Origin of the sequence: Clostridium estertheticum (genome assembly GCF_011065935.2) — a bacterium.
GTDB lineage: Bacteria > Bacillota > Clostridia > Clostridiales > Clostridiaceae > Clostridium_AD > Clostridium_AD estertheticum_A.
The window spans coordinates 1,905,882-1,927,364 of record NZ_JAAMNH020000001.1; the positions used below are offsets into that span (position 1 = coordinate 1,905,882).

Below are 21,483 nucleotides of genomic sequence, written 5' to 3' on the forward strand. Positions count from 1 at the left end.
TAAATGATATAATAATTTTTAAGGTTAGTTGCATGTAGGGAGGTTAAAAAAGTGGATAAAAATTTTGCATTAACACCTATAGAGGTTGCGGAGATGCTTAAAATAACAAAGAATACTGTTTATGAATTGGTAAAAAGGGGAGAACTTAATTCTTACAGGGTTGGTAACAAGGTAAGAATAGAAATGAAGGATATTGAGGATTATAAGAATAAATCTAAGAAACTTCAAAACACCAAACAAATTAATACTGACTCACTTAGTTCTAATATGACCTTAGTGAGTACAAATCAATTAGAAGAAAGTCAGGAAAATCATGATTTCGTCATTTGTGGCCAAGATATTATGCTGGATATACTATCTAGATATTTACAACATAATGTTAAAGGTATTCAGGCACTTAGATCCTATACTGGAAGCTATAATGGGTTATATGCTCTTTATCATGGTAAGGTTCAGATTACTGCAACTCATTTATGGGATGGTGATACAGGACAGTATAATATACCTTATGTAAAAAGAATGCTTCCAGGAATCCCTGCAATTATTGTGCATCTTGCCAATAGAATGCAAGGGATTTATGTTGCAAAGGGTAATCCTAAAGGAATAAAAGGTTTAGAAGATCTAAAACAACCTGGAATTAAGATGATAAATCGAGAAAGAGGAAGTGGTACAAGAATCTTACTTGATGAGCATTTAAAAAAGCTTGGTATAAGTGCCCATAGTGTACCTGGGTATGAAAAAGAATGTTTTTCACATCTTGCAATGGCTAGTACTGTTGCGAGAGGTGAAGCAGATTTTGCTATTGGAAATGAAAAGACTAGTCAACAGGTAGAGGGAATTGATTTTATCCCACTGCAAACAGAAAGCTATGAGCTTGTAATTAAGAAAGAGGATATTCAAAAACCATATTTTCAGTCTGTGCTTCAAATTATTAGATCAGAGGAGTTCAAGTTAGAACTGCAGGGTATTGGCGGATATGATTTAAAAGATTTAGGCGAAATAACTGCAGAAACTTAGAAAAAGTGATCTAGTTTTTAAACTAACGGGTTCCGTTTTGAAGTTCTTTTGAATAAATATCATTAATATTCACTTAGATAAACGCTATAATTTAATCATAGCGTTTATTGTTGATATAACTATATTAAGAGTAGTTTTATTATATTATATATGTATATTACCATATGTTTTAACATAAAGAATCACACTGTTAATAAATTTATTAACAGTGTGATTCTTTATGTGATTATTGTCTTATATTTCACCTTACTACGGAGTTTTCTCATACTCCTTATGTTTAATTAAATAAGTAAAAGAAGAAAATAAATGTCTCAATGACATTTGCTAAAAAATGTGAAATAGTGCACGAGTAAATATTCTTAGTTCTTTGATAAATCACACCGTAAATAATATTATCTATAAAAATAAAAAACGAGATATAAATAAGACCTGTAATGGAGACAGCAGAAAAACTTCCTATGGCAAAAAATAATGAAGTAATGATGATAGCCCAAATTGGTTTTGTAATATCGCAAAGCTTAGTCTGGAAAAACCCTCTAAATGCTATTTCCTCAGCAAATGCTAAAATCAATAATTGAGGTATCTGTAAAAACAATTTACCAAATGATAACATCGGTTTTGTGTCTGAAGCATACAAGTAGACCTCTGGTAGGACAAATTTAAACAAACTAATTGATACAATACCCGAAACAACAGGAATCAAAATTAACCACCAATATTTTTTTATATCAGATAAAATGTTTTTTGGAATAAAACCGATGTCTTCCATTTTCCCTTTGTTCCTTTTGTTTTCAATAAATAAATACAATATTGAAAAAAGAATAGTTAAGCTTAAGCCAACAACATTAGTCAAACCTACACTTGTTAAGCATAGAAATCCAAAAATTGCAATTGGAATATAAGTTTTCAATAATTCATTTCTATTTTTCATTCAAATACTCCTTTTCACATTATTTATAATCTTTACTTGTCCATATTTTACAATTATGTAGTGATTATAACATAATTTTTAAAAATTAGGAATTATAACATAATCTATTATATACTGTAATAATCCGTTGATGGTTATAACCAACTGAAAATAAAGGGTTAATAATTTTATTTATTGTCAATATGGCATTTTCTCATTAAAAATTCACCTTAAAAATAATATGATGAAAGGGTGAAAACGTAATGTATCACTAAATCAAATCGAATGGGGCTGTAGTATGGCTACCCGAAATTTCATGTTAAATATTTGAAATTCATATTAATATTCTATATAATTGAATAAGGACATACTTGTAAAAAAGTATAAAGTAAATTAAAAGGGGGTCTTCTTGTTATAAAAAAAATATATAAAACTGTAGTTATTTCAATTGTTTCGTTTTCAATTGTGCTAATATTCCTGAATCCTGATAGAGAAATGTTTAATGATGTTGTTTTTCAAGGTGCCCCAATAACAAAAAATATAGAAATCATGGGAAACATTCGTAATATAAACGCAAAAGATTTCTTTATGGATAACCATTCTTTAATAAAAAGAAGAAATTACTTATTATTTTCAATATATGATGTACATGTAAGTGATACTAAGATATATCATATATTAGGATTTTTAGAAATATTTAAATTAATAAATTAATATTGAGAACAATAGATGTTTTTGTTTAAATCTTTCATATTGTATCGTACTTTTCATTAAGTTAGTCATAAACAAAGGGAGAATGGATAACTTGAAAATTAGTAAATACTCTATTATATCTTTTCCTATAACTTACATTATTCTTTGCTATACTACTATGTTTGCTATAAAATATACTTCACCTGTAGAGACACCGCAACAAGAGGCTTTTATAGACTATTTTATAAACTCAATTATTCACCTTTGGCATGTTAAATTAATAATTTCTTTAGTTATAGCGATAATAGCTAATATAATAGTTAAGAGAAGTAAATTGAGATAAAGGTTGCTTCGAAATTTTCTTTTAATGCGAATGAATTAATAAAAATATATGTTATTCCAGGTGATAATTATTATGTAGATTATTGAATAAAAAACACTTTTATTTCTATGCGAGACAACGCAGATAAAAAGGCTTATTTAAGAAAAACTCTTAGATATGCCTTTATTTATGGGAGTTACTATCATCAACGGTTATCTACAGTATATAAATAATCTATTAAATTCATTTACAATATAATTACTTACACCTAACATCGGCTCATATTAAATTAAACTCAAAGAAAACACAGGTTTTTAGCATGTGTTTTCTTGTTTAAATAGTAGATTAATAGCTTATTATATTAGCGTGATTTCATATGATAATGTTAATTATATTTCAGTAAAAGCACTTCAAAATGGAACCCGTTAGTCTTTAAACTAAATCACTTTTTTATTATCATAAATGATAAATTTGCTATAAGTACATTTGTTGTATAAAATAAAAATAAACTCCTTATTGAATTATTTGTAAAATGAATATATAATAAAACTTAGCGTAACATAACAAAACATGTATAACGTCATTATGTTGTACTGTTTTGTTATGTATTAATTGAAAACGTTTAAAATGTATTATAGGGGGAAGAAAAAATGAAAAAAGGAGTACGTTCTTTATTAGTTATGTCTTTAGTTACAGTTATTTTGGCAATGACGGGTTGTAGTCAGAAGACTAAAACTTCTGAAACGCCAGCAAAAGCAGTTACATTAACTATTTCTGCTGCAGCAAGCTTAACAGTGGCTATGGGGGAAATAAAAACACTCTATGCAAAAGAAAGACCAAATGTTACAATAAATTATAACTTTGGTGCTTCAGGTGCATTACAGCAGCAAATAGAACAAGGTGCCAGTACTGATTTGTTTTTTTCAGCGGCTACAAAACAGATGGATATATTACAGAAAAAAGGTTTAATTTTAGATGATACAAAGGTTAATTTATTAGGAAACACTGTAGTGCTTGTAGTTAAGAATGATTCAACATTAGCTATTAGTGATTTCAAGGACTTGGCAAATACTGAAATTAAAAAAGTAGCTTTAGGCGAACCAAAAACAGTTCCTGTAGGTCAATACGCTGAGGAAATATTTACATCCTTAAACATACTTGATAAAATTAAAGCAAAGGCTGTTTATGGAAAAGATGTTAAGGAAGTTTTAACTTGGGTTGAAACAGGGAATGTAGATGCAGGAGTTGTATATGGTACTGATGCTAAAACTTCTAAAAAAGTAAAGGTTGTAGCATACGCTGGCATGAATCTATACAAAACTCCAGTGGTTTATCCAGTAGCAGTAATTAAAGGTAGTAAAAATATAGATGATACTAAAGCTTTTCTGAAATTTTTATCTAGTTCTAAGGCAAAAGAAGTTTTTGCATCATATGGTTTTAATTTTCTTTTAAAATAAGTTAGGAGTTGGAGCGTATGTCAGAATTTTCACCATTATGGATTTCCATAAAAACATCTATTACAGCTACTTTTATAGTATTTTTTATTGGCATTGCAGTAGCATGGTTTATGTCTAACTATAAAGGAAAAGCTAGAGGACTTCTAGATGGAATTCTGACATTACCAATGGTACTACCTCCAACCGTTGTAGGTTTTATATTACTTATGATTATTGGAAAGAATTTTCCACTGGGAAAACTATTAAATGGATTTGGAATTACATTGATATTCACATGGGTTGCTACAGTTATAGCTGCAACTGTAGTTGCCTTTCCTCTAATGTATAGGACATGTGTAGGTGCTTTCAGTCAGATTGATGTTAATGTTATTAATGCTGCTAGAACCTTGGGAATGTCCGAGTGGAGAATATTTTGGAAGGTAGTGGTACCACTAGCTTGGCCGGGAATTGCGGCAGGTACAGTCCTAGCCTTTGCAAGGGCGCTAGGGGAATTTGGAGCAACTATAATGATTGCTGGAAGCATCCCTGGTAAAACGCAAACAATACCTATTGCAATATATTTTGCTGTGGCAAACGGAGAAACTGGTAATGCAATTAAATGGGTTATATTAATTTTTATAATATCTTTAACAGTCATGGTGGCTACTGATAAATGGTCTGAAAAGCAAGGGTTTTTAGTATCCTCTGCAAGGAGGAAATAATTATGGGGTTACAAGTAAATATTATAAAAAAGCTACCAGGCTTTGAGCTTAGAGTTGATTTTAAAGCAGATAATGATATTTTAGGATTTTTAGGAGCGTCTGGATCAGGGAAAAGCATGACACTAAGTTGTATAGCTGGAATTGTTACCCCGGACAGTGGTAAAATAATATTAAATGGCCGCGTGTTATTTGATTCGGAAAATAAAATAAATATACCCGTTAGGGAGAGAAAAGTAGGATTCCTTTTTCAAAATTATGCCCTATTTCCTAATATGACTGTAGAGCAAAATATTGGATTTGGTCTTCTTAAAAGTATTAGTAAAGTTGAAAGAATAGATAAAATTAAAAAGAAAATTCTAGATTTACAACTTAATGGAATGGAAAAAAGATATCCTTATCAATTATCTGGAGGGCAACAACAGAGAGTTGCACTTGCTAGAGCTCTTGTTGTGGATCCTGAAATATTGCTCCTTGATGAGCCTTTTTCGGCATTGGACGAGCATCTTAGGAATAGCATGATCCTGCAGCTTAAGGACGATCTTATGGGGTTTAAGGGAACTTCAATTTTTGTCACACATAACATGGAAGAAGCATATCAATTATGCAATAACATAATAATAATAGCAGGGGGAAGTATTGATGCTATTGGATTTAAGGATGCTATATTTAATAGTCCACCAACACTTTGTGCTGCAAAACTAACAGGTTGTAAAAATATTTCAAAGGCTAAAAAAATAGAAAGTAATATTATAGAAGCTATAGACTGGGGATGTAAAATTACTTTTAATTATGAAGTAGAGGATAGTATAGCAGATATTGGAATTAGGGCTCATTATTTAGAAATTATGGTGGATGATGAAGATGTAAATACTTTCAACTGCTGGGTTGTCTTTACTAGTGAGACTTTATTTAGAACAAAAGTATATCTTAAATTTAGTGAACCTATAGGAGATGAAAAAGATTTTGATATACTTTGGGATACTTCTAAGGAAGAGTGGGATTTAGTTAAAGACAAACCTCTTCCCTTAAAAATAAGAATTAACCCAGAGAAGGTTATTCAAATCAACAGAAATTGAAAAAGGTATAAAATAAAATGAGCAATAGAAATTGAAAATTCGTTTCCAATTTCTGTTGCTCCTTTTATATTAATCAGTAGGCTGTAAAATAACCAGGTCATTCCCTAGTTTTAGATTTTTCGAATTAAACACCATACATGAATCTAATTTAGGGTCATACATATTAACTCCATAATTCCCTATCTGACTACCTTTAATATGCCTACTCTATTAGCACTTCCATATTCAACCATATATAACTCCGGCTGCAGACCGTCCACTTTTAAATTTTTTTAATACTTGAAAAGGAGCAATTTTATCTTTTATATCGTAACCTATCTTATTTATTTGATTTATTACATCTGCAATATCCATAGTTAACCCTCCCTAGGACCATTTATAAAAATTGTGCTCTTTTTAAAATAAGCTCAACTTCATATAGTATAATATAATCACTAAGAATACACAAATTATTGTGATAAATTAGGGTTGCTATTTTTAAAAAATCATATTATAATGTAAAAGAAATGTAAATGCAAACCATTTGCATTAGTCGAAAGGGTGAACATATAATGAAAAATATAGTTGCTAAAATAGCATCCCTAATTCTTGTATCTGTAGTAGTTTTTACTGGATGTACAACGCAAAAAAACAATGCACCATCACCTGATGCTGGTGTTAATAATAAAAAAACAGTAACAGTTGCAGCATCCTTCTATCCTATGTACATATTCGCATTAAATGTAGCAAAGGATATTCCAAATGTAAAAGTAATTGATATGACAAAACCAACGGCAGGTTGTCTTCATGATTATTCCATTACTACGGATAATATGAAAACACTAGATGCTGCACAGATATTTGTAACTAATGGTGCAGGTATGGAATCCTTTATGGATAAGGTAACAGAACAAATGCCTAACCTTAAAGTCATTGACTCAAGCAAAGACATACAACTTATTAAAAATAAAGGCGATGAGGTATACAACCAACATATATGGGTAAGTATTTCTAATGCTATAACACAAGTTAAAAATATCGGAGAACAGTTAGCTACTTTAGACCCTAATAATGCACAAAAGTATAAAGCAAATACCGCTGCATACGTAGTGAAACTTGAGGCTCAAAGAGATAAAATGCACAAGGCATTAGATAATGTTAAAAATCGTGATATAGTTACTTTTCACGAGGCTTTTCCGTATTTTGCCAAGGAATTTAATCTCAACATAGTAGGAGTTATTGAACGTGAACCTGGTTCTGAGCCAAGTGCAAAAGATTTGCAAAAAACTATTGAGCAGGTTAAGAAATTAAAAGTAAAAGCATTGTTTGCAGAACCACAGTATCCTGTTAAAGCTATTGAAACTATTGCAAGGGAAACAGGCTCAAAAGTTTATAGTCTTGATCCAATTGTTACAGGACCTATGAATGCAGACGCGTATATTAATATAATGGACAGTAATTTAAAAATATTGGAAGAGGCATTAAAATGATTAATAATAATAAGCTAATAAGTGGTAATAAAATGACAAATAGTAATAGGATAATAAATAGTGAAAAAATTAAAAATATAAATTGTAAAAAATGTAGCTGTGGATTATGTTGCACAAAAATAAAAGATTTTGGTGTCACTATTGGAAAAACAGAAATATTAAAAGATGTCAATCTCCACATTCATTGTGGAGATTTGACTGCTATAATAGGAGCAAATGGTGCAGGAAAGAGTACACTCATAAAAGCTTTATTGGGAGGAATACAACATTCAGGGCATATTACTTTTGCTGGCGGAAACAAAAAGGTTATAAGTAACCCTAAAATGGGATATGTACCTCAAAAACTTGATTTTGATAATAGCTCACCTGTAAGTGTTATGGATATTTTTGCGGCTACATTAAGCAGCAGACCGATTTGGTTTTCTATTTCCAAAGATATAAGACAAAAGGCTCTGAAAAGCTTATCCTTGGTTGATGGAGAATATCTTATAGATAAGCGTTTAGGGGTACTATCCGGTGGAGAATTACAAAGGGTACTTTTAGCCTTAGCACTAGAGCCTATACCAGATATATTATTATTAGATGAGCCAGTATCAGGAATTGATCAAAATGGGCTAAAACTATTTTATAAAACTGTATCAAATCTAAGAAAAGAATACGATTTATCTATTATTTTAGTTTCTCATGATCTACATTTAGTATCAAAGTATGCGGATCGCATTGCATTTATCAATAATAAAACCATTGAATGCTGTGGTACGGCAGAGGAAGTATTTAGCAATGAAAAAGTAATTGATGTGTTTGGTGTAGATTGGAATAAGGTTTTGGTAGACAGAAACGATAGGGAGGATGACTAATGTCTTTATGGTATAACATCGTAAATTTTTTACTTCCCTTTGATTGGGCTCATTATACATTTATGAAAAATGCATTATTAGGGGTTTTATTGGTTACGCCTATGTTTGGTTTACTTGGTACCATGGTTGTAAATAATAAAATGGCTTTTTTTTCAGACGCACTGGGACATTCAGCTCTCACGGGAATAGCAATTGGGGTAATTTTAGGTATAAAAAATCCAATATGGTCTATGCTAGTATTTTCACTTATGCTTGCTGTAGTAATAACTAAAGTTAAGAATGTAAATACTTCTTCAACGGATACTATAATAGGTGTTTTTTCATCTACAGCAGTTGCGCTTGGAGTTGTAATGTTATCATATGGAGGCGGTTTTACAAAGTATTCAGTTTATCTTATAGGTGATTTATTAAGCATTAGTCAAATTGATTTGTTAATACTTCCAATTATATTTGTAATTGTGGTTATTATTTGGGTAATTGCCTTTAATAAGCTTCTCTTAGTAAGTGTAAATCCGTTATTGGCAAGAAGCAGAGGTATTAACGTTAATTTTTATGAATATCTATTTACAATTACTGTTGCAATTATTGTAACAATATCCATCCAATGGGTAGGAGTTCTAATTATAAGTTCGATGCTCGTGCTGCCTGCTGCCGCTGCAAGAAATATTTCTAGCAATATGAGGCAGTACCATATATATTCTATTGCAATTGCACTTATTTCAGGGGTAACGGGACTTATTTTATCTTATTTTTTAGGTTCTGCATCTGGTGCTACTATGGTGCTCATTGCTTCAATGTTTTTTGGGATTACATTTTTCATGAAATTAAAATTATATTCGTAGAAATGGAAAGAGGAGCTAGATTAGCTCCTTTTTTAATTTCCATTTATTCTGTTACATTAAATAAATTACAAAGTTTATTCTTATTTAAGTTTCCACAGATTATACACAATCTCCCTGTATAATCTGGGCTTATATTTTTAACTTCAAATTCACCAGGCACATAATCAAATTGTAACCATTTATTTTTATCACTTTGTATAATGCCTTTTCCTCTTAAAATGAGGATATGGCAACTAAACTGGGAGTTACAAGGCAAACCATCAATGCTATTGAAAATGAAAAGTATAACCCTACACTGGAATTAGCCATGAAACTTGCTAAACTACTGAACACTACAGTAGATGAATTATTTATACTTGACTGTTAGAATGAAAGGCGACCTAATAATTAGGTCGCCTTAAGGTTTAAAATCCCATTACTTTCTTTAATGTTGCTTTATAAGATTTCTTAAGTGTAAATGCTGCCAGGAAACTAACAATTACAATTGCTAGGATGCCCCAATCTAAAATGGTATTAGGTCCAACAATCCAGAAACATAAGGCAATAAAACTCATACCCACGAGAACTATAGTAGTGCAGGTATATGACCCTGGATCATTGATTAGCTTCAATTCACAGGAAGCTAAAGCTGGATAAAGCAAATTTGTACATAAAAGATAAAGCACAATAAATAATAAGTACAACCTATGCAATTCCTGATGACTAAAAATTGATACAAAAAGAGTGCCAATGAAACCTATAATATAGATTACATAAGTGTGAAGGTAAGCAATCTTTATAATATCTTTAGTTCTCATAGGAAGAGTTAAACAGAAAATATATCTCTTTTCAGATATTTCATTCATGCCCATGGATACAATGAAAAAGCCTACTATAACTACGAAAAATAGTTCGTAAAAGTCACTTTGTACATTAAATAAAGCATTTACTACTGAAGGAATAATCAAAAGTATTGCATATAAAAAGGTTTTATAAAAGAATCCAGCTTTAAGCATTTTAACATAGTTTAATAATAGTTCCTTCATTTCAATTAACCACCTTCTCCGAGATTTTCAAAGGTAACTTGCAACCTAAAAGATAACTGATTATAGTTGAAATAAGCATAATTATTAACCCTGAAAGCCCGCCGATATGTCTGCAGGCTTTTAAGATAGGAATGAACCTTGTCCCTAAACCACTGAACATATTTTGTTCGTTTATTAAAGTACCTGGTTGCAACTCGGGAATAGATATCAAATAAAATATAAATACAAGTGATAATAACAAGAGTGTAGGAAACAAGTACCTAAAAGCCTTATATTTTTTAGATGATAAAGATGAAAATCCTATTGATATATTTACAGTCATAGTCCATATACAATAGATCAATACAAGGAATCCTGAATATGCTGATATAAGCTCACTTGTGCTAACAAAAACATTTAATCCTATAAGATATATTACTACAATAAAATATGGAATACCTACCATTTGAAAAATTCCGAATTTCACATTATATATATCTTTTTTTAATACTGGTGCCTGTATTAGAAAATTATTTAGATTACCAGTAACTTTTCCTTTCACCCTAGTAATACCTTGAGTGTTAAAAATAAATACATAAGATAAGTTAATTAAATTAAGTAGCTGAAGAACTACACGGCTAAACTGTACTGTTGGTCCTCTATTTGCATAATTAAGTACCATATCTGTTGTAGTAGAACATATCATTATTGACATTAGTCCTGTACAAATTATAGAGAATGGTAATAACCAGTCATAATCGCTTGGATATATAAACCAAAAGGCTTTAAATATCTTAATAGTTCTTTTCATAATTATCACACCCCCAAATATTAAAGGTTAATAGATTTTCAACACTAGGGTTAGTGCCTTTGATGTCTTTAAAATATTCATGTGCTTTTTCTCTTAAGATCAAACCCTCAAAAGCAATTTCACCTTTTCTAATTCCAATAAACTGATGCTCAAGCCCCTTTAGGTCTTCAATGCCTCCAGTTAACACAATATATTTTTCTTCAAGTTTATCAATTGAAAGGCTTTCTATTATTGTACCACCATGAATTAAGGTTATATAATCGGCTATTTTATCTAAATCTGAGGTAATATGTGTTGAAAAGAATACTGATTTCTCTCCATCAGACACAAATTCACGAAGTATATCTAAAATCTCAATTCTTGCAACGGGATCAAGTCCTCCGGTAGGTTCATCAAGAATTAAAAGGTTTGGCTGGTGTGCAAAGGCAAGAGCGAACATTGCTTTTGTTTTCATACCCTTAGAAAATTCACCTATTTTTTGCTTTAAGGGAATTCTCCATTTGGAAACATAGTTATTGAAAATATCCTCACTCCAATTATCATAAAATAAGCTAAGGGCTTTTGCATGATTGTGCACAGTAGAGGTGCTTATAAAATAATCTTCATCTGGTACATAGCCAATATGTGACTTTACGTATATCTCTTCTTTAACATTATCTTTCCCCAAAATTTTAATTTGTCCTGAGGTTTTTCCTATTGCATTTAATATTAACTTAATAGTAGTAGTTTTACCTGCTCCATTTTGTCCTATAAATCCCATAATGCATCCTTTTTCAAGGGTAAAAGTTACATTATCCAACTTAAAATCCATAAACTCTTTATTTAAATTTAAAACTTCTAATATATTCTCCATTTTTATTCCCCCCTATATATGTTTTCAATTATATTTATAATATTTTCTTTGGTTACCCCAGCTTCCATTATTTTAAGGGTCATATTCTCATATTCCTTAATTAATTGATTGTTTCTTTCTAATAACAATTTTGACACATCCACAGTATTTACAAAAGTACCCTTGCCAGACACTGTATATATAAGGCCTTCATGTTCTAAATCTGTATATGACCTTTTTGTGGTAATAGTGCTCACATTTAATTCCTTGGCTAGCTGCCTAACTGACGGGAGAGTGTCGTTGAATTGAAGTTTTCCACAAAGTATATTTGATTTAATAGAAGCTTTTATTTGTTCATACATAGGTAAGTCACTTGTATAATCTATAGTAATATTCATAAATTCACCTCTCTCCAACTAGCTTATATAATATGTAATAGTGTGTATACCATATATATACGATATCGCACATTGAACTTATTGTCAATAAATTTAATGTTATACTTGTAATTTAGTAACTTTAAATATGCTTTAGAAAGGACTGAACAAAATTCATGAAATTGGTATGTTTTGGAGATAGCTTAACCTATGGATATGGGATTACAAGAGGGAAATGTTGGGTAGATTTAATTAGAAAAAAATTAGATGTAGAAGTTATAAACCAAGGTTTTAATGGCGAAACAGCTGCTGGTATGATTTCTAGGTCTTATACTGACATAGTAGAAAACACTCCAAGTTATGTAATTATAATGGGTGGTAGTAATGATTTTTTAATGGGGTATACGGTTAATAGCGTTGAAATGAAAATAAGCCTCCTAATTAAGGAAGCAAAAGAACATGGAATAATACCTATTATAGGTATACAAACTCCAATAGACAAAGATTTAGCTTTCGAAGGCTGGAGTGCTGATGTTGACTATTTAAAAGTAAATGAAAAGATCAAAATGTACAGGCAGTGGGTATTAAACTATTGCAATGAAGAACATGTATTGTTTATAGACTTTTATAGTGCGTTAGAAACTGCTAAAAAAACTTTATATCCTAAACAACTGTACATTGATGGGATTCATCTAACAGAAAAAGGTCATGAAATTATGAGTGAATGTGCATTATTAGCGATTTCAGAAGGAGAGCTTTACCATTGATACTAGCATGGTGGATGTAACTTAGAAAAATAGTGCCTTTAGGGCACTATTTTATTGCCACTTGCCACGTGGGTGGCACCTTAAGTTCAACTATTTAAAATGATTTGGAGTTGTATTATTTAGTACTTGCTCTATTGTATCTATAAATGATTTTTTATCATTTCTTCTTTTAAGTCTAAAATATAGTGCTGATAAAAAGTTTTTGCGATTACTTGTTAGATTGTGATCTTCTGGGTATTTGCCAGTCATTTTAATATTCTCAAAGCTTTTTATCCAATTTATGAACTCTTCATCATTAAGAATTTCTCTCTCAATTATTTTGATAACTGCACCTATGAGCCTTTCGTCCTCGCAATTTATATAGGCATAATGATTTATACATACCTTCTCTTCTATTGCTTCTAATATATCTATTAATTCTGGCTTCTTAATTTCTTTGCAGTTTGCAATTTGACTAAACACATCACCTGTATGAGCAGTTGAATGTGCCCAGCCCTTGATTTCTACATACCCTCTTGTATCTTTTTCTTGTCTTGTATATCTTATTATCTCTGTACAAATCCTTTTTATTTCTTCTTCCGTTAAAAGGGGGTCCTCACTTTGGTTATGACGATATAGTATTGCTTGTATAATTAATAAAGTAAAGGCTCTATTAAAAACAGAATCATCTATATTTTTGCCAATATTATAAAATAGATGATTCTCACTTAATGATAATTTCAATAAATTTTTTACCTCTTCATCTGTTAAATGAATTTGAAAAATCATGTCAGAAAGAAGCTCTAAAATAAGTCCATCTCTAAGTTCAGAATCTATTGAACCTATATTTTCTAGCAGCTGTAGGGCTAGTTCATACTTATCTGTACCACTTGGAAGACTCCAGTTATTGTCTTTAATATCCATTAACTGCTGTTTTAATTGATTTATGTTTTTCATTTACTTATCTCCCTTGATATTGATTTGTAAAGATATTCAAAAATAACATTGCTATTTTCCTATAAGACATATTTCATAATTATACCATGTAATTTAATTACAATGAAAGTTAAAAATATATTCTTAGAGAATTATTTACATATAATTACGCCTATATAAATTCTAATACACTAAGAAATATTGATAATTGTGCAAATTAATGCTAAATTCTAGATATAAACAATAAATTCTAACTTATAGAAATATATATTTACGCATATTTATGAGCTGTAGATGGACATTAGTTCATTTACAGCTTATTTTTGTTAGTGTTTTTATGTACCTATAAAAAGAGAGGTATTAAAATGATTGAATTATCATTAAGAAATATAGAAAAATATAAAGTTTTTGAGATTTTGCGCTCAGCCTTTGAGGAGGTATTAGATGTTCGGGGTAAGATAGTGCAGCTTGAAAATAAAATGCAAATCCTTCAAGGGAAAAGCTTAGAAAATGCTATAAGTAAATATGGTGAACTTCAAGGAAAGTTTGAGCATATGGGTGGATATGATATTGATACAAATATAAAATATATTTGTATGGGATTAAAGATTGATGAGGATATGAAGGAAAGAACCTTCAGCACTTTAAGTGGAGGAGAAAAAACTATAATTCTACTTGGGTCATTAAAAATTCTATTGATAGATTAAGAAGATGGGAAATGAAAGGGGGGTAGCGGTAAGTTCTATATCAAAGCTGCAAGTATGCAGAAAAGGTTAGATAAGATTGTTAAAATAGAAAAGCCGGCTTTGGAAAATAAGAAGATTAATATAGATTTTGCTTTAAGGGATAAAGAGGTTAATGAGGTATTAGAAATCAAAGGACTTTCTAAATCCTTCCATAATAAGATGCTCTTTAAAAATTTAGATTTAAAGGTTGAGTATGGGGACAAGCTTGCCATTGTTGGGGGAAATGGAACAGGAAAAAGTACACTAGCCAAAATGCTTGTAAAAGAATGTGGCGCTGATGAAGGAATTATAAGATATGGTGAAGAGGTTAAAATAGGATATCTGGCACAAAATGTTACATTTACAAGCAATGAACAAACAGTGTTAGAAGCATTTAGAGACGATTTAACCATTTCACAGCAGAAAGTAAGGAGTGCCTTGGCAAAATTTCTATTTACTAAGGAGGATGTATTTAAAACCATAGGAACCTTGTCTGGTGGAGAAAGAGGTAGGCTTAGGCTTTGTAAACTCATGCAGCAAGACATCAATTTGTTAATTTTAGATGAGCCTACCAACCACTTTGATATTAACTCAAGAGAAATGATAGAAAAATCTTTACTGGGGGAGTAATATTGCCACTTGCCACTTGCCACGTGGGTGGCACCTTAGGCTATCTTACAAAACTGTAAGATAGCCTTTTGTATTTGTAAGCGGGGCGACATGGAGTGTGAAGGATCTGTGAAGTATAATATGTATATAGTAATGAAAAAACGAGATATAAGAAAAGGGGAGAGATATAAATGGAAGTTTTAAAGGTTGAAAATTTAACTAAAACTTATGGCGCAGGCGAAAATAAGGTAGAGGCACTTAAAAATATAAATTTATCAGTTTCTAAGGGAGAGTTTGTGGCAATTGTTGGAGCATCAGGTTCTGGCAAGAGTACACTTCTTCATTTATTGGGAGGGCTCGATAGGCCTACAGCTGGGAATGTGGTTATTGATGGAGAAAGTATTTATGATTATAAGGAAGAAAAACTAGCTGTATTTAGAAGAAGAAAGATAGGCTTTGTATTTCAGTTTTATAACCTATTACCTATTTTAGATGTAGAAGAGAATATAGCACTTCCAGCACTACTTGATAATGATAAAGTTGATAAAATTTATCTAGAAGAACTTATTAAGGTATTAGGACTAAGTGCGCGGAAAAATCATCTTCCCTCAGAGTTATCAGGGGGACAGCAGCAAAGAGTTTCAATAGGCAGAGCAGTATTTAATAAGCCATCAATAATACTTGCCGATGAGCCTACAGGGAATCTTGACACTAAGAATTCAAAGGATGTTATAGAATTATTAAAGTTTACGGCTAAAAAATATAATCAGACATTAATACTTATTACCCATGATGTTAATATTGCAGCCATGGCTGATAGGGTTATAACAATAGAAGATGGTGAAATAATTTCTGATAAGCACCTGAAAGTAAGTTAGGGGGGAGGGATAAAAGATGATAACAAGTTATAAACAACTTACCGGGAAATATTTAAAGAGAAACAAGAAAAGAACCACACTTACTATTATAGGAATAATGTTATCCGTTGCACTTATATCAACAATAGGACTTTTCTTTAATGGAATTCAGGATGCACAGATACAGGATGCTAAAAACAGTGGAGGTTCATTCCATTTAGCATTTCAAAAAATAGATGAAAAATTAAGCTCTAAAATTATTAATAATCCAAAAGTATCTAGGAGTGGATTTTATACAATAAGTGATGAAATAAAGATAGGTGATAAATTAGTTGTTAACATAATAACGGCAACAGATAAGGCCTTAGAGCTTTTTCCTTATAATGCTAAGAGTGGGAGATTACCAGAAAAGGAAAATGAAGTAGCAATGGAGAAGTGGGTCTTATCATATATTGATAAGGATGTTAAAGTAGGAGATAAAATTAAAGTTGTGGGTAAGGAATATACTCTTGTAGGAATACTAGAGGATAATGTACAAAATCAGATAGATGGTAATGGACTAATTTTATCTAAAAATAACGATATTAACAAACAAAATTCATCCTTACTGGTAGAAATAAGTTCAAAAACAAACTTGAAATCTGCGGTAAGCGAATTAAAGCAATTAGTTGATAAGGATTCTGTTATGGAAAACAGCTATTTGTTACAAATGCAGGGAGCAGGGGATGCTGGTTCTGGCTTTGGAGGCTTATATGTAGCCATAGCAATAATAATTGGGATAGTTGTAATTTCAACTATAGCAGTAATATATAACTCATTTCAAATAAGCGTTGTGGAAAGAATTAAGCAGTTTGGACTTTTAAGAGCAGTAGGAACAACACCAAGACAAATTAGAAAGATTGTCCTAAGGGAGGCAACAATACTAGCCGCAATTGCGATTCCACTAGGACTAATATGTGGCATTATAGCTATCATTGGAATAAGTATTGCATTTAAATTAATTGGTGTAGATTCGGTTATGCCTATGAAAATTTCAGTATCACCTATGGTGTTATGTATCAGTGCAGCAGTAGGGCTAGTCTCAATATACCTATCTGCATTAGTTCCAGCGTTCTTCGCAGGCAAGATTTCACCACTGAATGCTATAAGTGGTAGAAACTCCATAACAAAGGAGAAAATAAAGAGGCGAAAGAATGTACTTATTCAAAGAATATTTGGCTTTGAAGGAGCGTTGGCCGCAAAAAATATTAAGAGAAATAGAAAAAGATATAGAATAACTGTTTTTTCAATTGTGATAAGTGTGGTATTATTTGTTACTTTTAAATCATTTATGGATATGTCATTGAATATATCCTCAGAAATTAATGAATCAAAAGGTATTCACTTCTCAGTTGTAAGAGATAATAAAGGTACAACAGAAAAATCAACTATAGATAATAAAATACAAGATAATATAAAAGCATTGAAGTTAGTGGATAAGGTATACAGAGTATACGATTCATATTCTTTCGATATGGCAATCAGTAAAAATAGTGGGATTAAAGAAATTCAGGATATGAAGAATATATACAAAAAAACGACTTTAGATGGAGTGGAAAAAATTCTTATGGAAAGTTCCATTGCAATATATGATGCGGATTCACTAGAAGTTTCTAAAAAATATCTAAAGTCAGGGAATATTGATATAGAAAAACTAAACAGTGAAAATGGAGTAATTTTAATCGATAAAAATAGAGTGTATGATCAAAATACTAAGAAAGAATATTTTGGTCCAATAGCAGATATAAAAGTAGGAGATGAAATAGATCTACAATTTAATGCCTTAGGTCAGGGTGAATCTAATAAAGCAAAAGTGGAATTTGCTAAAGGCAAGGTTCAAAAGGTAAAAGTTATGGCAATCCTTGAAAATGAACCATTTAACTATTGGGGATCTTCCAATGGATTAAAGATAGTCACAACAGAGGAAATGGCAAAAAAAATAGTTAAGGGCAAGAACATTGTGCCTGCAAACTTAAACATATCTCTTAAGGATGTAAAGAATGAAGATGCAGCAAAAATAGCAATAGAGGCTGCCATAAAATCAAACCCTTCACTACAAGTAATAAATAATATAGATAGTAATAGAAAATCAAAGTCTGCAATATTAATGGTTCAAATATTATTGTATGGATTTGTATTGGTAGTTTCCTTAATAGGTAGTGTTAATATTGTAAATACATTAACAACAAACATTATACTGAGAAAAAGAGAATTTGCTACATTAAAATCCATAGGTCTAACTCAAAAGGGCTTAAAGAAGATGATTGTGCTAGAAGGACTTCTCTATGGCATCGTCGGCGCTATATATGGTTCCATAATAGGTTGCATAATATCATTTCTACTGTTCAAATCAATGGGTGGATTTAGAGAGTTTGGATGGATGGTACCATGGCAGGCAATAACTATTGCAGCAGTTGCAGCTATAGTAATAGGTTATATTTCAGTACTATCGCCACTTTCAAGAATTAAAAAAGAAAATTTAATACAAGCAGTTAGAGAAGATTATTAATAATAATCTTCTCTTTTCTTATTTACATCTGTAGGTTTGCTTTAACTTAACCAATAATTGAGGTATTATTAAGGTGTTAATACTTTGAAATACTTAGAATGAGGTGAACGACATGGATAGATTATTATTAGTAGAAGATGATGAATCATTGGCCCTTGGCATAGAGTTTTCCCTAAAAGATGGTGGATATGAGGTATCTAGAGTTTCAACTGTAGAAGGTGGAAAAAAACTATTCCATCTAGAGCAGTTTGATTTGATTTTACTAGACGTAAACTTGCCTGATGGTAATGGATATGAATTATGTAAGTACATAAGAAACAAAAGTGATGTGCCCATAATATTTTTAACGGCTTGTGACGATGAGGTTAATATCGTTCAGGGGCTTGAAATAGGTGGGGATGATTATATAACAAAGCCTTTTCGCGTTAGAGAACTTTTATCAAGAATAAAGGCATCTATAAGGCGCAATTCTAAAAATGTAACGAGCTCTAAAGATATGTCAGTAGAAAGTATATTGAAAAGTGAAAATATATTAGTTGATAATATAAAAGGAACAGTTAGAAAAAATGGTGAAATCATAAATCTTACAGCACAAGAATATAAGCTTTTATTGATATTTATGAATAAACCTAATGCTTTAATGAAGAGAGATGAGATATTGTGTGAATTATTAGAAGGGGAAGACCCTTTCTTTGATGAAAACACATTATCAGTTTATATTAAGAGGATAAGAGAGAAAATAGAAGACAATCCAAGAGACCCTCAGTATATAATTAATAAACGTGGACTAGGGTATAAGTGGAATAAGGATATACAGCACTGAAGGTGCTAACTAAGGAGTAGAATAATATGAAGAGATATTTTATTAATTCTGAATTGAAAATAAGCAGCAGCGTTCTTTTGTTATTAATGACAATATTTTTACTTATTACTTCTTTAGCTTTAAAAATTAGCCATGATAACTTAAAGGCTGATTATATAAAAAGCTTGGGAGCAATTGCTGAAAGGGTAGCTTTGAAAAATCCGGAAATGGAGAAGGAAATTATACCTCTTATTACAAAAGAGGTTTCTAGGGATGAAGCTGCACGTGGAAGTGCTTTTTTAAAACAGTATGGGGTAACAAAGGATTTAGAGGATGCACTTTTCCCATATGTAAGTGGGGCAATTATAAAGAACAACTATTCCATTATTTTAATTTTTATTCTTATGACGACTATATTATTTACCCTAAATTATTTTCAACATAGTTTTTTTTATAAAAGGATAAGAAGATTAACGGACGCTGCAAAAAAGGTAGTGGAGGGAGATTATGACATAGCAATCAATGAAAGTAGAGAAGGGGATTTTTCAAAGCTGGCAATTTCTTTTAATTCTATGAGGGATATCATTAGAAGTAATTTAAGTGATCTAAGGCGTGAAAAACAATTTCTGGTGGAGTTATTATCAGATATATCTCATCAGCTAAAAACTCCACTCTCATCTGTAATTTTATATAATGATATTATGGTTACAAAGGAATTACCTCAAAAGCAAAGGTCCATGTTTTTGTTAAATAATCAAAACCAATTAGAAAAGATGAACTGGCTCATTAAAAATATACTAAAGCTAGCTAAATTAGATGCTAAAGCCATAGAAATTGTGAAAGAGGAGCAAAGCTTAAATGAAACGGTGCAAGATGTAATAGATGCACTAGAAAGCAAAGCATCTGAGGCTAAGGTCGTTATTACGTTTAAAGAAAAAGAAGAGATAGTTTTTAAGCATGATAGATTGTGGCTTGAAGAGGCACTTATTAATATTATTAAAAATGGCATAGAACATACTCCTGTGGGCGGAACTATAAATTTAGAGCTAATGGAAAACCCTTTGTATATAAGAATTATAATAGAAGATACAGGAGAAGGTATAAGTGAGTCTGATTTGCCCAATATATTTAAGCGGTTTTATAAAGCAAAAACCTCAAAGAAAAGTGAATCTATTGGAATAGGATTGGCCCTTTCAAAATCAATAGTTGAAGCGCATAATGGAATGATTGAAGTTCGAAGTAAGGTAGACATAGGAACTAGATTTATTATTACATTTATAGTATAGGGAAATACATTTAAATAGGGTGTCTTTAGTAACTGCCACCTTATCTAAATGTATCAAGAATCTTATTTGCCTTTTTTTCTTCTTATTTTCTTCTGTATATTTGAGAATAATCCCAAAAGCAGTCCCATTAGAATAGATTGAAGCCCATAGGTAAAGGCATTAGATATATGTAAAACTATTGATATTGTTGCAACTACTATTGCACTAAGTACTAAAGATATAGTTATAAAAGCAAATAATCCTAAAAAGTTAGTTATCTTAAACTTTGCTTGTACTTTATTGCTAATTAATAGTTTTTCATCAAAGTATAGGAATAGGCCAGCTGGTACTAAAAGTAGTAGTAGTTTTATTATTATATTTGTATCCATGGTTTATCATCTCCTGTATAATTTTAAATATATTAAAATTATAACACAGTTTAAGTTAGTTCAGATTATGGATTTTGATTTCTTGAAATTAAAAGAAATTCTTAATGTTTGGCAGGTTGCAATGGAGAAAAGTAATGCTACTATCTTGATTTCAAATTATAAAGATACAATAAATAATATTGAAAAACTAACTTTAAGGGCATACGAAGCTATTGTTTTTCATATAAAATAGAATGCA

General features: G+C 30.9%; 25 protein-coding genes and 1 pseudogene. 18 read left to right on the plus strand and 8 right to left on the minus strand.

The window, feature by feature from the left end; translation table 11 throughout:
• The first annotated feature begins 51 nt into the window (after positions 1-51).
• On the plus strand, positions 52-1,017 hold the full coding sequence (locus G9F72_RS08790; protein WP_164957952.1) for a substrate-binding domain-containing protein: 966 nt from the start codon (positions 52-54) through the stop codon (positions 1,015-1,017).
• 277 nt (positions 1,018-1,294) lie between these two features.
• On the opposite strand, the gene G9F72_RS08795 is transcribed toward G9F72_RS08790, so the two are convergent.
• A complete protein-coding gene (locus G9F72_RS08795) occupies positions 1,295-1,948 on the minus strand; it encodes a CPBP family intramembrane glutamic endopeptidase (protein WP_164957953.1) in 654 nt (217 codons plus the stop codon).
• 474 nt (positions 1,949-2,422) lie between these two features.
• Here G9F72_RS08795 and G9F72_RS08800 point away from each other — a divergent pair, with 474 nt between their 5' ends.
• From G9F72_RS08800 to G9F72_RS08820, 5 genes are all read left to right on the plus strand, one after another.
• Entirely contained in the window at positions 2,423-2,641 is a 219-nt protein-coding gene (locus tag G9F72_RS08800) for a hypothetical protein (protein WP_224676044.1), read from the plus strand.
• A 91-nt stretch (positions 2,642-2,732) separates the two neighbouring features.
• Positions 2,733-2,963: a hypothetical protein gene (locus G9F72_RS08805; protein WP_164957954.1), complete on the plus strand. Its 231-nt coding sequence runs from the start codon at positions 2,733-2,735 to the stop codon at positions 2,961-2,963.
• Positions 2,964-3,592: 629 nt separating this feature from the next.
• On the plus strand, positions 3,593-4,399 hold the full coding sequence (gene modA, locus G9F72_RS08810) for a molybdate ABC transporter substrate-binding protein (protein WP_164957955.1): 807 nt from the start codon (positions 3,593-3,595) through the stop codon (positions 4,397-4,399).
• Between the two features lie 17 nt (positions 4,400-4,416).
• Positions 4,417-5,100, plus strand: a complete 684-nt coding sequence (modB, locus tag G9F72_RS08815; protein WP_164957956.1) for a molybdate ABC transporter permease subunit — start codon at positions 4,417-4,419, stop codon at positions 5,098-5,100.
• A 2-nt stretch (positions 5,101-5,102) separates the two neighbouring features.
• The gene (locus G9F72_RS08820; RefSeq protein WP_164957957.1) at positions 5,103-6,176 is read left to right on the plus strand and encodes a sulfate/molybdate ABC transporter ATP-binding protein; all 1,074 of its coding nucleotides are present in this window, start codon (positions 5,103-5,105) and stop codon (positions 6,174-6,176) included.
• 225 nt (positions 6,177-6,401) lie between these two features.
• Here the strand turns inward: G9F72_RS08820 and G9F72_RS26995 are convergent, their stop codons facing one another.
• Positions 6,402-6,530 carry a hypothetical protein gene (locus tag G9F72_RS26995; protein WP_263486832.1) on the minus strand — a complete coding sequence of 43 codons (129 nt, stop codon included), beginning with the start codon at positions 6,528-6,530 and terminating at the stop codon, positions 6,402-6,404.
• Positions 6,531-6,727: 197 nt separating this feature from the next.
• On the opposite strand from G9F72_RS26995, the gene G9F72_RS08825 reads away from it, so the two are divergent.
• From G9F72_RS08825 to G9F72_RS08840, 4 genes and pseudogenes are all read left to right on the plus strand, one after another.
• The gene (locus G9F72_RS08825; RefSeq protein ID WP_164957958.1) at positions 6,728-7,645 is read left to right on the plus strand and encodes a metal ABC transporter substrate-binding protein; all 918 of its coding nucleotides are present in this window, start codon (positions 6,728-6,730) and stop codon (positions 7,643-7,645) included.
• A 32-nt stretch (positions 7,646-7,677) separates the two neighbouring features.
• On the plus strand, positions 7,678-8,502 hold the full coding sequence (locus G9F72_RS08830) for a metal ABC transporter ATP-binding protein (RefSeq protein ID WP_164957989.1): 825 nt from the start codon (positions 7,678-7,680) through the stop codon (positions 8,500-8,502).
• Positions 8,502-9,344, plus strand: coding sequence for a metal ABC transporter permease (locus tag G9F72_RS08835; RefSeq protein ID WP_164957959.1), 843 nt, complete (start codon positions 8,502-8,504; stop codon positions 9,342-9,344). Before G9F72_RS08830 ends, G9F72_RS08835 begins: the two co-directional genes overlap by 1 nt.
• A gap of 220 nt (positions 9,345-9,564) precedes the next feature.
• Positions 9,565-9,711: pseudogene (locus G9F72_RS08840) on the plus strand (helix-turn-helix transcriptional regulator); the annotation flags it as partial.
• 37 nt (positions 9,712-9,748) lie between these two features.
• Here G9F72_RS08840 and G9F72_RS08845 read toward each other — a convergent pair.
• Genes G9F72_RS08845 through G9F72_RS08860 form a run of 4 tightly spaced genes read right to left on the minus strand, consistent with a single transcriptional unit; the run spans position 9,749 to position 12,389 of the window.
• Positions 9,749-10,369: a hypothetical protein gene (locus G9F72_RS08845; protein ID WP_164957961.1), complete on the minus strand. Its 621-nt coding sequence runs from the start codon at positions 10,367-10,369 to the stop codon at positions 9,749-9,751.
• 1 nt (position 10,370) lies between these two features.
• Positions 10,371-11,159 carry a hypothetical protein gene (locus G9F72_RS08850; protein ID WP_164957962.1) on the minus strand — a complete coding sequence of 263 codons (789 nt, stop codon included), beginning with the start codon at positions 11,157-11,159 and terminating at the stop codon, positions 10,371-10,373.
• Complete coding sequence (locus G9F72_RS08855) at positions 11,143-12,012, minus strand: ABC transporter ATP-binding protein (RefSeq protein ID WP_164957963.1); 870 nt, start codon at positions 12,010-12,012, stop codon at positions 11,143-11,145. Before G9F72_RS08855 ends, G9F72_RS08850 begins: the two co-directional genes overlap by 17 nt.
• Before the next feature lie 2 nt (positions 12,013-12,014).
• Positions 12,015-12,389 carry a GntR family transcriptional regulator gene (locus G9F72_RS08860; protein WP_164957964.1) on the minus strand — a complete coding sequence of 125 codons (375 nt, stop codon included), beginning with the start codon at positions 12,387-12,389 and terminating at the stop codon, positions 12,015-12,017.
• Between the two features lie 155 nt (positions 12,390-12,544).
• On the opposite strand from G9F72_RS08860, the gene G9F72_RS08865 reads away from it, so the two are divergent.
• Positions 12,545-13,135, plus strand: coding sequence for a GDSL-type esterase/lipase family protein (locus G9F72_RS08865; protein WP_164957965.1), 591 nt, complete (start codon positions 12,545-12,547; stop codon positions 13,133-13,135).
• Positions 13,136-13,225: 90 nt separating this feature from the next.
• Here G9F72_RS08865 and G9F72_RS08870 read toward each other — a convergent pair whose 3' ends face one another.
• On the minus strand, positions 13,226-14,071 hold the full coding sequence (locus tag G9F72_RS08870; RefSeq protein ID WP_164957966.1) for a DUF2785 domain-containing protein: 846 nt from the start codon (positions 14,069-14,071) through the stop codon (positions 13,226-13,228).
• A 344-nt stretch (positions 14,072-14,415) separates the two neighbouring features.
• Between G9F72_RS08870 and G9F72_RS08875 the strand changes: the two genes are divergently transcribed.
• From G9F72_RS08875 to G9F72_RS08900, 6 genes are all read left to right on the plus strand, one after another.
• The gene (locus G9F72_RS08875; RefSeq protein WP_164957967.1) at positions 14,416-14,757 is read left to right on the plus strand and encodes a hypothetical protein; all 342 of its coding nucleotides are present in this window, start codon (positions 14,416-14,418) and stop codon (positions 14,755-14,757) included.
• Positions 14,758-14,811: 54 nt separating this feature from the next.
• On the plus strand, positions 14,812-15,405 hold the full coding sequence (locus tag G9F72_RS08880) for an ATP-binding cassette domain-containing protein (protein WP_164957968.1): 594 nt from the start codon (positions 14,812-14,814) through the stop codon (positions 15,403-15,405).
• A gap of 170 nt (positions 15,406-15,575) precedes the next feature.
• Complete coding sequence (locus G9F72_RS08885) at positions 15,576-16,262, plus strand: ABC transporter ATP-binding protein (RefSeq protein ID WP_164957969.1); 687 nt, start codon at positions 15,576-15,578, stop codon at positions 16,260-16,262.
• Between the two features lie 16 nt (positions 16,263-16,278).
• Positions 16,279-18,789: an ABC transporter permease gene (locus G9F72_RS08890; RefSeq protein ID WP_187356073.1), complete on the plus strand. Its 2,511-nt coding sequence runs from the start codon at positions 16,279-16,281 to the stop codon at positions 18,787-18,789.
• A 112-nt stretch (positions 18,790-18,901) separates the two neighbouring features.
• The gene (locus G9F72_RS08895) at positions 18,902-19,612 is read left to right on the plus strand and encodes a response regulator transcription factor (protein ID WP_164957970.1); all 711 of its coding nucleotides are present in this window, start codon (positions 18,902-18,904) and stop codon (positions 19,610-19,612) included.
• 26 nt (positions 19,613-19,638) lie between these two features.
• Positions 19,639-20,877 carry a sensor histidine kinase gene (locus G9F72_RS08900; RefSeq protein ID WP_164957971.1) on the plus strand — a complete coding sequence of 413 codons (1,239 nt, stop codon included), beginning with the start codon at positions 19,639-19,641 and terminating at the stop codon, positions 20,875-20,877.
• A 62-nt stretch (positions 20,878-20,939) separates the two neighbouring features.
• Here the strand turns inward: G9F72_RS08900 and G9F72_RS08905 are convergent, their stop codons facing one another.
• Positions 20,940-21,245 (minus strand): hypothetical protein, encoded by a 306-nt coding sequence (locus tag G9F72_RS08905; RefSeq protein ID WP_164957972.1) that lies wholly within the window; start codon positions 21,243-21,245, stop codon positions 20,940-20,942.
• Positions 21,246-21,312: 67 nt separating this feature from the next.
• On the opposite strand from G9F72_RS08905, the gene G9F72_RS08910 reads away from it, so the two are divergent.
• Positions 21,313-21,477 carry a hypothetical protein gene (locus G9F72_RS08910; RefSeq protein ID WP_224676045.1) on the plus strand — a complete coding sequence of 55 codons (165 nt, stop codon included), beginning with the start codon at positions 21,313-21,315 and terminating at the stop codon, positions 21,475-21,477.
• Positions 21,478-21,483: the final 6 nt, after the last annotated feature.